Origin of the sequence: Nonomuraea sp. NPDC046570 (assembly GCF_040645915.1) — a bacterium.
Taxonomy (GTDB): domain Bacteria; phylum Actinomycetota; class Actinomycetes; order Streptosporangiales; family Streptosporangiaceae; genus Nonomuraea.
Genome location: NZ_JBEYZF010000019.1, coordinates 101,085 through 113,528, shown reverse-complemented (window position 1 = coordinate 113,528; position 12,444 = coordinate 101,085). Strand labels below are relative to the sequence as shown.

Here is a 12,444-nt window from a genome sequence, read left to right as displayed (position 1 = left end):
TGGGAGACATGTTCAGCGCAACAGGCATCGGGTCCCATCCGGGCGAGGACCACCTGGAGACCCTCCGCGTCGTGTTCGGCGAGGTTCCGTCCCTGCCATACCTTCCCGAACTGCCAGGCCGGGGGGTCGGGGCCGACCTCGTGGGCCGGACGGCCTCGCTCCTGGTGGAGCTGCCGGTGGAGGTGCAGCCGTCGGGCTGGCGGCTGGCCGGGCGGCCGGGGCGCGACCAGCGGCGCGCGAAGGACCACCTGGCGCGCGACCTGGACGGGCTGGAGGAGGTCGCCGACGGCTACGTGGGGCCGCTCAAGCTGCAGGTCTGCGGGCCGTGGACGCTGGCGGGGGCGATCGAGCTGCACTACGGCGACAAGATGCTGGCCGACCCGGGCGCGGTGCGCGACCTGACCGCGTCGCTGGCCCAGGGCGTCGCCGAGCACGTGGCCGAGGTGCGGCGGCGGGTGCCGGGCGTCACCGAGATCGTGCTGCAGCTCGACGAGCCGGGGCTGCCGGGCGTGCTGGCGGGTACCGTGCCCACCGCGTCGGGGTTCGGGCGGCTGGCCGCGGTCGAGCCGTACAAGGTGGCCGAAGGGCTGCGGCCCTTCCTCGGCGGGGTGCTGCCGATCGTGCACTGCTGCGCGCCCTCGGTGCCGCTCAGGGTGCTGCGCGAGGCCGGGGTCAAGGGCATCGCGCTGGACGCCTCGCTGCTGAGCAGGCGCGACGAGGACCAGATCGGCGAGACCGTGGAGGCCGGGGTCACCTTCTTCCTCGGCGTGGTGCCGGGCACCGACACCAAGCTGCCCGACATCGGGGTGATCGCCAAGCCCGCGATCGAGCTGTGGCGGCGGCTCGGCTTCGCGCCGGACGAGCTGGCCTCCCGGGTCGTGCTCACCCCCGCCTGCGGCCTGGCGGACGCGTCACCCGCCTACGCCAAGGCCGCGCTGGCCGCCTGCGAACGGGCCGCGACCGTGCTGCGTGAAGATCCGTCAAGCCGACTGCAAGCGAGCTGACCTATGACTGCGTCCATGATCTTTCGTGTCGCGGGGCTCACCGCCGTCCTCGTCCTCGGCGTGGCCGCACCGGCCGCCGCCGCCGTCAACCCCGAGCGGTGGAGCTGGGGGTCGATCTACTCCGCCGACCGCGCGGGCAAGGCCAAGGGCACGGTCACGCTCGACCGGCCCGGTTTCGTGGTGTCCGGCAGGCTCTACGACTTCCCCACCGAGAAGGGCTGCAGCTGGCTGCGCTTCCGCTGGGTGAAGGAGGACAGCTCGCGGGGCTCCAGAAGCTTCCGGAACTGCGCGGGGACCAAGCCGCTGACGTTCAGCTTCGGCACCGGCTACATGCTCTCCATCGAGGGCAAGGTCTGCCGGGGCGACGCCCGGCGGATCACCGGCCGGTGCTCGCCGTGGGAAGGCGTGTGGGCGCAGGGCGGGTGAGCAGCCCCCTACTCATGGTCAAACGGGCGAATCGGTGATGCACTCGCAGGCGTGAGTACCGGTGACTTCGCCGGGGCCCGTGCGCTCCTCGTCGGGACGGGCACGCACGCGTCCTCCTCGGACCTGCCGGCCATCCCCGCGGTCGCGGCGACGCTCGACGACCTGCGGGCCGCGCTGCTGGAGCGGTGCGGGCTGGCCGAGGTTCGGGTCGAACTCGACCCCGCCTCGCCGACGGCCGTCGGGGCGGCGGTCTCGGCGGCCGCCGCCTCGGCCGAGGGGCCGCTGATCGTGTACTACGTGGGGCACGGGCTGGTCAGCCGCCGGGGCTCGCTCTTCCTGGCCTCGGCGATCACCCACTCCGGGCCGCTGCACCTGGAGCACACGGCGCTGCCGTACGACACGGTCCGCCGGTACCTGCTCGACAACGTGCGCGGGCCGGTGCTGGTCGTGCTGGACTGCTGCTTCTCCGGGCGGGCCATCGAGGGGATGGCGGGGCCGTGGGAGGAGGTCGCGGGGCTGGCCGAGATCTCCGGCGCGTACGTGCTGACCTCGGCCGGGCGCAGCGAGCCCGCCTTCGCGCCCGGCGGGCTGCGGCACACGGCCTTCAGCGGGGCGCTGCTGCGCCTGCTGGCCGACGGCGACCCGCTCGGCCCGCCCCGGCTGGCGCTGCAGGACGTGCACCGGCACCTGAGCCGCGTCCTGCCCGCGAGCGGCTTCCCCCGCCCGCGCGCCCGCTCCACCGGCCGGGTGGGCGAGCTGGTGCTGGCCGCCAACCCGGCGCACGTCCTGACCACCGAGGGGGTACGGCTCTCGCCCGCGTTGCCCGAGGGCTCGCCGTACAAGGGGCTGGAGCCGTTCGGGGCCGCCGACGCCGCGCTGTTCTTCGGGCGGGAGCGTCTGGTCCAGACGCTGGCGCGGCAGCTCGGGGAACGCTACGCCGACCCGGCGCCGCTGATCGTGACCGGGCCTTCGGGGTCGGGCAAGACCTCGCTGCTGCGCGCGGGGCTGGTGCCCGCCATCGGGCAGGGCGCCCTCGGCCTGCCGGGCTCCGCCGACTGGCGGGTCACCGTGATCACTCCGGCCGACCCCGTGCCCCCGGACGCGGACGTGCTGGTCGTCGACCAGTTCGAGGAGGCGTTCGTGGGCGGCGACCCCGGCTTCGCCGCCGCCGTCTGCGCCCATCGGGGGCTGGTCGTGCTCGGCGTGCGCGCCGACTTCCTCGGCCGCTGCGCCGAGCGGCCCGAACTGCGGCGCGCCCTGGAACGCGGTCAGGTCGTGGTCGGCCCGATGAACGCCGCCGAGCTGCGCGCCGCCGTCGAGCGCCCCGCCCGGGCCGCGGGCTACACCCTGGAACCCGGCCTGGCCGACGTACTGCTGCGCGACCTGGGCGAGGAGGCGGGGCGGCTGCCGCTGCTCTCGCACGCCCTGCTGGCCACCTGGCAGCAGCGCCAGGGCAGCACCCTCACTGTGGCGGGCTACCGGCGCACCGGCGGCATCCACGCCGCCCTGGCCGCCACCGCCGACGACGTGCTCGCCTCCCTCGACTTCCAGGCCCGCGACAGCGCCAGGGCGCTGTTCCGCCGCCTGGTCCATGTGGGGGAGGGGACCGACGACACCAGGCGCAGGGTGGACCTGGACCGGCTGCTCGGCGAGGTGCCCGACCCGCTGGCCGCCTGCGAGGTCGTCGACGCCTTCGCCGCCGACTCGGCCAGGCTGCTCACCCTCGACGGCGGCACCGTCGCCATCACCCACGAGGCGCTGCTGACCGCGTGGCCCGTGCTGCGCTCGTGGATCGACTCCGACCGGGCGGGCCTGCTGGTCGAGCAGCACCTCGTGGAGGCGGCCGGGGCGTGGGACGGCGAGCCCGCCGGGCTGTACCGGGGGTCGCGGCTGGAGATGGCCGCCGACTGGGCCGAGGGCAGGCGGCTCGCACCCGCCGCGCACGCCTTCCTCGAAGCGTCGCTCGCCCTGCGCAGGCGCGAGGCGCTGGCCGCCCGCCGCAGGGTACGGCGCCGGGCCGCGCTGTCCGGGGTGCTGGCCACGCTGCTGGTGATCTCCCTGGTGGCGGGTGTGGTGGCGGTGCTGAAGTACCGCGACGCCGAGTGGCAGCGGCGGGTGGCGAGCGTGCGCGCGATGATGTTCGAGGCTGACGCGCTGCGCGAGCGCGACCCGCTGACCGCGCTCCGGCTGAGCGTCGCCGCCGTCGGGCTCGACGACTCCGCCGAGACGCGCGCCCACCTGATCGCGACCCTGGTGGCCAACCACGCGGCCTCCTGGGTCGCCCGCTACCCCTCGGTCGTGGGATCGGTCGCGCTCAGCCCCTCGGGACCGCTGACCGCCGCGATCGTCGGCCCCGGAGGTGTGGCCGAGTTGTACGACCTGGCGTCGTCGAAACGCCTCGCGGCGCTGCCCGGCAAGGTCGGCCACGTGGCGTTCAGCCCCGACGGCGGCCTGCTGATCGCGGCCGGAGCGGACACCGCGCTGTGGGACGTCCGCACCCCCGCGGAGCCCGTGCGGCTCGCCCGGCTGTCCGGCCACGGCCCCGCCGCGTTCCGCCCGACGGGCGGGCTGGCGGTGGTCGGCGGCAGGCGGGGGGTGGCCCGGCTCTGGGACCTGCGCGACCCCCGCAAGCCGAAACCACTCAGACCTCTACGCGGCGACGCGCTCGCCGTCTCCTGGAGTGCCGACGGCCGTCACCTGCTGGCGGGCGACGACCGGCACGGCGCGGTCCTGTGGGACCTGTCCGATCCGGTACGGCCCGCGCGCCGCCTCACCCTGCGCGCCGAGGAGCCGTGGGGCGGCGTGGCCAAGGGCTTGGCGCTGAGCCCCGACGGCCGTACCGCCGCCCTCACCGGAGCGGGCAACGGCGTCGACGTCTGGGACCTGACCAGGAAGACCAGGCTGTACACGCTGCAGGGCCACGACTACAAGGTCAGGGCCGTCGCCTTCGGCCACGACGGCAGGACGCTGATCACCGCGGGGCTGGACCGGCGGATCGTGCGCTGGGACCTGTCCGGCCGCGCCGAACCGCGCAGGCTGTTCACCGTGGGCGGCCAGGACGGCTGGGTACTGGCCCTCGACCTGCGCGCCGACCTGCTGCTGACCGGCGACACCGCGGGGACGGTACGCCTGTGGGACATCGCCGACGCCGCCACCCCGCGCGTGCTGTGGCGCTACCCCGGCTCCTTCGACGGCGTCCGCTCGGCCGCCTTCTCCCCGGACGGCGCCGACCTGCTCACCGGAACCACCGACGACGGCGCGCTGATCTGGCGCGCCGGGAAGGACACCCCGCTGCGCGGCACCGCCCCCTGGGTGGAGCAGGTCGCCTACGCCGGGAGCAGCGCGGTCACCAGCCACCCGCTGGCGCTGTGGGACGGCCCGGACAGGCACCCGCTGGGCGGCACCGCCGACCTGCTCGCCGTCTCCGCGAACGGCACGGCGCTGCTGACCGCCACCAAGGGACGCCTGCGGCTGTGGGATGTCGCGACCAGGAAGACGACATGGGAGTTCACCGCCCCCCACGAGCCGCGCTCACTGGCGCTCAGCCCCGACGGGCGCACCGCAGCCGTCGGCGACGACGAGGGCGGCGTCAGCCTCTGGGACCTGTCCCGGCGGGTGATGACGCGGCGGCAGGTGACGCACGGGGACGAGGCCGTGCTGTCGGTGGCGTTCAGCGCCGACGGCGGGCGGCTGCTGTCCGGCGGCGACAACAAGATCGCGGTCCTCTGGGACGCGCGGCGGCTGGAGCGGCTGGCGGTCCTGCGGGGGCACTCCGACGGGGTGCGGGCCGTCGCCTTCCACCCGCGCGGGGACCTGGCGCTCACCGTCGGGGACGACGAGACGGCCATGATCTGGCTGATCGGGAACCCCGCCACGCCGTACCTCGTCGGCAGGCTCGCGGGCGCGATCAGGACCGGGGTGTTCAGCCCGGACGGCAGGAGCGCTCTCACCGGCAGCGTCGAGGGCGGCGCGACCCTCTGGGACGTGGGACCCCTCGACGACCTCACGGCACGCCCGATCGAGACGGCGTGCACGATCATCGGCCGGAGCTTCGACACCGAGAACTGGCCGCTCGTCTCGCACGGAGCCGCGGAGGCGGACCCCTGTGCTTGAACTCTGGGAGACAGCATGCTCAACGTCTTGATCGCCGCCGCCCTGCTGGCGGCCTCGCCCGCCGTGGGCGCCGCCCCGTTCCCGCCCGTCCCCACCGACGACCACAGGGGAAGGTTCAGCGGCTCCTCCTCCGGCAGCGGCGACATCACGATCAAGGGCACCATCATCGACCGCAGCTCCGCCACCGTCTGCACCTACATCAGGTTCCGGTACAAGCAGGGAAGCGGCTCAGCCTGGACGTACACCAGGTGGAAGCGCTACTGCCGGGGCCTCGACCCCAGCGCCGCCTACCGGCGGACGTTCACCGATCCGTCGGTCATCGAGGTGAAGGTCTGCAGGGCCGCGCGCCCGGCGCCGGGCATGGAGCCGCAGACCTACCGGTGCTCGGACTGGGAGCAGGTCTGGCCACGGTAATACGCATTCTCCGGTGTCGGTGCGCGGCGATAGCGTTCTCCCAAGGGCTACGGAGGGAGCACGGGATGAGCGCCGAGGTCGAGGGCGTGCCGGTGGCCGCGCTGGAGCGGCACGCGGAGCTGAGCGAGCTGGTCGAGGACGCGCGCTGGCGCTACTACGTCCTCGACCAGCCGACCGTGAGCGACGCGCAGTTCGACACCTGGTTCAGGGAGCTGGACGAGCTGGAGGCCGCGCACCCGGCGCTGCGGACCCCCGACTCGCCCACCCAGAAGGTCGGCGCGCCCGTCTCCGGCGACTTCGTCAAGGTCGATCACCTGCGCAAGATGGAGAGCCTCGACAACGCCTTCGACGCCGAGGGCATGTCCGCCTGGATGGCCAGGGCGGAGCGGCTGGCCGAGGGCGACCCGGGGCCCTACCTGTGCGAGCTGAAGATCGACGGCCTGGCGATCGCGCTGGTCTACCGCGACGGCAGGCTGGTGCGCGCCGCCACCCGGGGCAACGGCGTCACCGGCGACGACGTGAGCGTCAACGTGCGCACCATCCAGGGCGTGCCGCACCGGCTGGCCGGGGACGACGTGCCCGCGCTGCTGGAGGTACGCGGCGAGGTCTACATCCCGGTCGACGGCTTCAGGACGCTCAACGAGCAGCTCGCCGAGCAGGGCAGGCCGCCCTTCGCCAACCCGCGCAACTCCGCGGCCGGCTCGCTGCGGCAGAAGGACCCCCGCATCACCGCCCAGCGTCCGCTGCGCATGCTGGTGCACGGCGTCGGCGTCTGGCAGGGCACGCCGGAGCCGCAGGCCCAGTCCGAGGTCTACGACCGGCTGCGCGCGTTCGGCCTGCCGGTCAGCGACCTGTACCGGGTGGTGCCCGACCTCGAGGGGATCAACGGCTTCATCGCCTACTACGAGGAGCACCGGCACGACCCGCCGTACGAGATCGACGGTGTGGTGGTGAAGGTGGACGACATCAGGACGCAGCGGGAGCTGGGCTCCACCTCGCGGGCGCCGAGGTGGGCGATCGCCTTCAAGTACCCGCCTGAGGAGGTCAACACCAAGCTGCTGGACATCCAGGTGGGGGTGGGGCGCACCGGGCGGGTCACGCCGTACGCGGTGATGGAGCCCGTCACCGTCGCCGGGTCCACGGTCGAGCGGGCCACTCTGCACAACGCCGCGATCGTGGTCAAGAAGGGCGTGCTCATCGGCGACACCATCGTGCTGCGCAAGGCCGGCGACGTCATCCCGGAGATCATGGGTCCGGTGGAGGCGCTGCGGGACGGCTCCGAGCGGGCCTTCGAGATGCCCGGTCGGTGCCCCGAGTGCGACACCGAGCTGGCCTACGAGAAGGAGGGAGACGCCGACCTGCGCTGCCCCAACGCGCTCGGCTGCCCCGCCCAGCTCCGCGAGCGGCTCTACTTCGCGGCCGGACGCCACGCCTTCGACGTCGAGGGCCTCGGCTACGTCGCGGCCACCGCGCTGGCCCAGCCGCTGCCGCCGCAGCCCCCGCCCGTCCGCACCGAGGCCGACCTGTTCGACCTGACCCTGGAGCAGCTCATCCCGATCAGGTCGGTGGTCCGCGACCAGGACACCGGACTGCCCAAGATCGACCCCAAGACTGGCGAGCAGAAGGTCGTCTCGTTCTTCTCCAACCTCGACGGCGAGCCGAGCCAGAACGCCAAGAAGATCATGGAGAATCTGCGCAGCGCCAAGGACCAGCCACTGTCCCGGGTGCTGGTCGCGCTGTCCATCCGGCACGTCGGCCCGCCCACCGCCCGCGCGCTGGCCGACGCCATGCGCTCGATGGACGCCATCATGAACGCCACGGCGGAGGAACTGGCCGCGATCGAGGGCATCGGCCCGACCATGGCGACCACCCTGCACGAATGGTTCCAGGTCGACTGGCACCGGGAGATCATCGAGCGCTGGCGGGCCGCCGGGGTCAGGATGGAGGACGAGCCCGCGCCGGAGAAGGGCCCGCAGACGCTGGAGGGCCTGACCTTCGTGGTCACCGGCACGCTGACCGACTTCACCCGCGACTCGGCGGCCGAGGCGCTGCAGAGCAGGGGCGGGAAGGTGGCGAGCTCGGTGTCGAAGAAGACGTCGTTCGTGGTGGTCGGGGACAACGCGGGCTCCAAGTACGACAAGGCGGTCTCGCTGGGGGTGCCGATCCTGGAGGAGGCGGGTTTCCGGATCCTGCTGGAGCAGGGACCCGAGGCGGCGGCGCATGCGGCGGTCACACCGGAGGTCTGACGCCAAAGAGGATGTGACGGAACGTACGCGCCTGGTTTCGCGAAGTGGGCTAAAGGCCGTACCCTCCCATAGTGACCTCATGGGGGTTCTGTTACCGATGACCGACCCAAATGACACGCGAGACACCGGGCCACGCGTTGGCACGCCCTTGTGGGCGTTCCTCGCGGCCGTCACCGTGATCGGGTTCACCGCGCTCGTCGTCGCCGAGTTGCGCCTGGACCCGGCCGAGCTGGCGCAGCTCGCCCGCCTGCCGCTGTTCTGGGCGCTGGCCGTGCTCGTGGTCCTGGGCGAGCTGCGGCCCGTCATGGTCTCCTCCTCCACCGCCGTGGGCGGCACCTACCCCTCGACGATGTTCACCTTCGCTGTGCTGCTGCACTTCGGGCTGCCGGTGGCGGTGCTCATGCAGGCCGTCGGCGTCGCGGTCAACGGCATCGTCACGCGCAAGGCCGCGCACCGGGTCACCTTCAACATCGCCCAGTCGACGCTCGCCTTCACCGCCGCCGCCGTGGTGCTCGGGCTGTTCGGCATCGTGCCCAGCCCCGCGGGCCCGTGGCTGCCCTCGGCCGGGGACCTGCTCGCCATCGCGCTGTCCGGCACCGCCTACTTCGCCGCCAGGGCGGTGCTGGTGTGCGGTGCGGTGGCGCTGCACGAGCGGCGCTCGATCACCCGGGTGCTGCGAGCGACGGCCGGTCCGCAGAGCCTGGTCTACACCGGGCTGCTCGGGCTGGCCCCGCTGGTCGTCGTGGTGATGGACGAGTCGCCCGGCATGGTCCCGCTGTTCGTGGCCCCGCTCGCGGCCGTCTACTTCACCGCCACGCTCTCCATGCGCCGCGACCACCAGGCCATGCACGACGAGCTCACCGGCCTGCCCAACCGCAAGATGCTGATCGTCAGCACCGAGGAGGCGCTGGCCGAGGCCCGCCAGGACGAGCGGGTCGGCCTGTTCCTGCTCGACCTCGACCGGTTCAAGGAGGTCAACGACACCATGGGGCACCCGGTCGGCGACCGGCTGCTGCAGATGGTGGCACACCGCCTCACCCATTCCGTACGGCCCGGCGACGTGGTCGCCCGCCTCGGCGGCGACGAGTTCGCTGTGCTGCTCCCCTCGATCAGGGACGCCCACGCCGCCCGCGAGGTCGCCGCCCGCCTCAGGGCCGCGCTCACCGAACCGGTCAGGCTCGAAGGCATGACGTTCGACATGGACGGCTCCGTCGGCATCGCCCTCTTCCCGGACCACGCCCCCGACTTCGAGCTGCTGCTGCAGCGCGCCGACGTGGCGATGTACCTGGCCAAGGAGGGCCGTACCGGCGTCGAGCTCTACCAGCCGGACAAGGACCGCAACTCACCGGAACGCCTCAGCCTGCTCGGCGACCTGCGCCGCGCGGTCGACAACCGCGAGCTGCGGCTGCACTACCAGCCCAAGGTCGGCCTCACCTCCGGCAAGGTGCGCGGCGTGGAGGCCCTGCTGCGCTGGCGGCACCCGGTGCGTGGGACGGTGCCGCCGGGCGAGTTCATCCCGCTGGCCGAGCAGTCCTACCTGATGCGCCAGCTCACCGAGTACGTCATCGACGCCGCCCTGGAGCAGGCCGCCCGCTGGTGGCACACCGGGCTGCGGGTGCAGATCTCGGTCAACATCTCCGCCCGCGACCTGCTCGACAGCGCCCTGCCCGACCAGCTCGAGGCCGGCCTGACCCGGTACCGACTGCCCCCGGCCGCGATCCAGCTGGAGGTCACCGAGCGCATCCTGATGGGCGACCAGGCCTACACCGCCGAGACGATCAAGGCGCTGGCCGCGCTCGGGGTGCCGCTGGCGCTCGACGACTTCGGCACCGGCTACTCCTCGCTGATCCGCCTGCAGCGCCTGGCGATCTCCGAGGTGAAGATCGACGCCTCGTTCGTGCAGCGCATCGCCGAGTCTCCGGACGACGACCGCATCGTCCGCTCGATCGTCGACCTGGTCCGCTCCCTGGGGTTGCGGTCGGTGGCCGAGGGCGTGGAGACGGACGAGATCGCCATGCGGCTGGCCGAGATGGGCTGCGACATGGGCCAGGGCTGGCTCTTCGGCCAGCCCATGCCCCCGGCGGAGGCCACGGTCTGGCTCCGCGACCGCATGGACGCCCCCGACCTCGACCGCCCGGTCCAGGTCCCGACCACGGCCTGAAAGGCAGGAGTGTACTTCGACGAAGTACACTCCTACCTTCGGGATCGCCTCGGCGAGGGAACTGCTGGGTGAGAGAGGTTATGACGTGCGGGACGCCGTCCTGGCCTGCTACAGCGGTGTCGGATTCGACGCGGTGCTACGGTCGGAGTCAGATGTCAGCACCATCGGGCTTGATGAGCTTTACGGTTGACCGGTTTCGAGCAGGCAAACGGTTCGGCCACGCTCCGTCATGCGCCCTAGGATGAGTCTGACCACACTCCATCCACGAAACGGGTTCAACGACTCATGTCCGCCATAACCCGCGACGAGGTCGCGCACCTGGCCAGATTGTCCAGGCTGGCGCTCTCCGATGACGAACTCGACCACTACGCCACCCAGCTCGATGCGATCATCGAGTCGGTCGCGAAGGTGTCCGAGGTCGCCGCCGAGGACGTGCCGCCTTCGTCGCACGCGCTCCCGCTGACCAATGTCTTCCGCGCCGACCAGGTGCGACCGTCCCTGACACCCGAACAGGCGCTGTCCGGCGCGCCCGCCGTCGAGGACGACCGCTTCAGGGTGCCGCGCATCCTGGGGGAGGAAGCATGAGTCTGATCCAGAAGACCGCGGCCGAGCTCGGCGGGCTGATCGCCGCGGGCGACGTCTCCGCCGTCGAGGTCGCCGAGGCGCACCTCGACCGCATGGCCGCCGTCGAGCCCAAGCTGAACGCCTTCCTGCACGTCGACCGGCAGACCACGCTGGAGCAGGCGCGGGCCGTCGACGCCAGGCGGGCCGCGGGCGAGGAGCTGGGGCCGCTGGCGGGGGTGCCGATCGCGCACAAGGACATCTTCGCCACCAAGGACATGCCGACCACGGCCGCGTCCAAGATCCTTGAGGGGTGGCGGCCGCCGTACGACGCGACGGTCACCGCGCGGCTGCGGGCGGCCGGGCTGGTCATCCTCGGCAAGACGAACCTCGACGAGTTCGCGATGGGCTCCTCGACGGAGAACTCCGCGTACGGCGTGACCCGCAACCCGTGGGACCTGTCGCGGATCCCCGGCGGCTCCTCCGGCGGGTCGAGCGCGGCCGTAGCCGGTTACGAGGCCCCGCTGTCGACCGGTACCGACACCGGCGGCTCGATCCGGCAGCCCGCCGCGGTCACCGGCATCGTCGGCATGAAGCCGACCTACGGCGGCTCCTCCCGGTACGGCCTGGTCGCGTTCGCCTCCTCGCTGGACACCCCCGGGCCGTTCGCCCGCAACGTCCTGGACGCGGCGCTGCTGCACGAGGCGTTCTCCGGCCACGACCCGATGGACTCGACCTCGATCGAGGCCCCGGTGCCGAGCGTGGTCGAGGCGGCCCGCCAGGCCGACGTGTCCGGGCTACGGATCGGCGTGGTCAAGGAGTTCGGCGGCGACGGCTACCAGCCGGGCGTGCTGGCCCGCTTCCGGGAGACGGTCGAACTGCTGGAGTCGCTCGGCGCGAAGGTCGTCGAGGTCTCCTGCCCGTCGTTCACCACGGCGCTGCCGGCCTACTACCTGATCGCGCCCTCGGAGTGCTCCTCCAACCTGGCCCGCTTCGACGCCATGCGGTACGGCCTGCGGGTCGGCGACGACGGCACCCGCAGCGCCGAGGAGGTCATGTCGATGACCAGGGCGGCCGGTTTCGGCCCCGAGGTCAAGCGGCGCATCATGCTCGGCACCTACGCGCTGTCGAGCGGCTACTACGACGCCTACTACGGCCAGGCGCAGAAGGTCCGCACGCTCATCGCGCGCGACTTCGAGGCCGCCTTCCACCAGGTGGACGTGCTCATCTCGCCGACCACGCCGACCACGGCGTTCCCGATCGGCGAGCGCGCGGACGACCCGATGGCGATGTATCTCGCCGACCTGTGCACGATCCCGTCCAACCTGGCGGGCAACGCGGCCATCTCGGTGCCGTGCGGCCTGGCGGACGAGGACGGCCTGCCGGTCGGCCTGCAGATCATGGCCCCGGTGCTGGGCGACGACCGCTGCTACCGCGTCGGCGCCGCCGTCGAGAAGGCCCTGGAGGACCGCTGGGGCGGCCCGCTGCTGGCCAAGGCTCAGGAACTCTGAGGCGGAGA

The 12,444-nt window shown here is 72.8% G+C and carries 8 protein-coding genes; all 8 read left to right on the top strand.

The window, feature by feature from the left end; all coding sequences use genetic code 11:
* Positions 1–8: 8 nt before the first annotated feature.
* The 8 genes from ABZ911_RS27235 to gatA all read left to right on the top strand — a co-directional run bounded on the left by ABZ911_RS27235 (position 9) and on the right by gatA (position 12,436).
* On the top strand, positions 9–1,004 hold the full coding sequence (locus ABZ911_RS27235; protein ID WP_358061622.1) for a methionine synthase: 996 nt from the start codon (positions 9–11) through the stop codon (positions 1,002–1,004).
* Positions 1,005–1,019: 15 nt separating this feature from the next.
* Positions 1,020–1,430, top strand: coding sequence for a hypothetical protein (locus ABZ911_RS27230; protein ID WP_358061619.1), 411 nt, complete (start codon positions 1,020–1,022; stop codon positions 1,428–1,430).
* Positions 1,431–1,481: 51 nt separating this feature from the next.
* Positions 1,482–5,543 (top strand): hypothetical protein, encoded by a 4,062-nt coding sequence (locus ABZ911_RS27225; RefSeq protein WP_358061616.1) that lies wholly within the window; start codon positions 1,482–1,484, stop codon positions 5,541–5,543.
* Between the two features lie 15 nt (positions 5,544–5,558).
* Positions 5,559–5,957: a hypothetical protein gene (locus ABZ911_RS27220; protein WP_358061613.1), complete on the top strand. Its 399-nt coding sequence runs from the start codon at positions 5,559–5,561 to the stop codon at positions 5,955–5,957.
* Between the two features lie 65 nt (positions 5,958–6,022).
* Positions 6,023–8,203 (top strand): NAD-dependent DNA ligase LigA, encoded by a 2,181-nt coding sequence (gene ligA / locus ABZ911_RS27215; protein WP_358061610.1) that lies wholly within the window; start codon positions 6,023–6,025, stop codon positions 8,201–8,203.
* 97 nt (positions 8,204–8,300) lie between these two features.
* Positions 8,301–10,364 (top strand): EAL domain-containing protein, encoded by a 2,064-nt coding sequence (locus ABZ911_RS27210; RefSeq protein WP_358061741.1) that lies wholly within the window; start codon positions 8,301–8,303, stop codon positions 10,362–10,364.
* Between the two features lie 285 nt (positions 10,365–10,649).
* Positions 10,650–10,949, top strand: coding sequence for an Asp-tRNA(Asn)/Glu-tRNA(Gln) amidotransferase subunit GatC (gene gatC, locus ABZ911_RS27205; RefSeq protein WP_358061607.1), 300 nt, complete (start codon positions 10,650–10,652; stop codon positions 10,947–10,949).
* A complete protein-coding gene (gatA, locus tag ABZ911_RS27200; RefSeq protein WP_358061604.1) occupies positions 10,946–12,436 on the top strand; it encodes an Asp-tRNA(Asn)/Glu-tRNA(Gln) amidotransferase subunit GatA in 1,491 nt (496 codons plus the stop codon). Before gatC ends, gatA begins: the two co-directional genes overlap by 4 nt.
* Positions 12,437–12,444 lie beyond the last annotated feature (8 nt).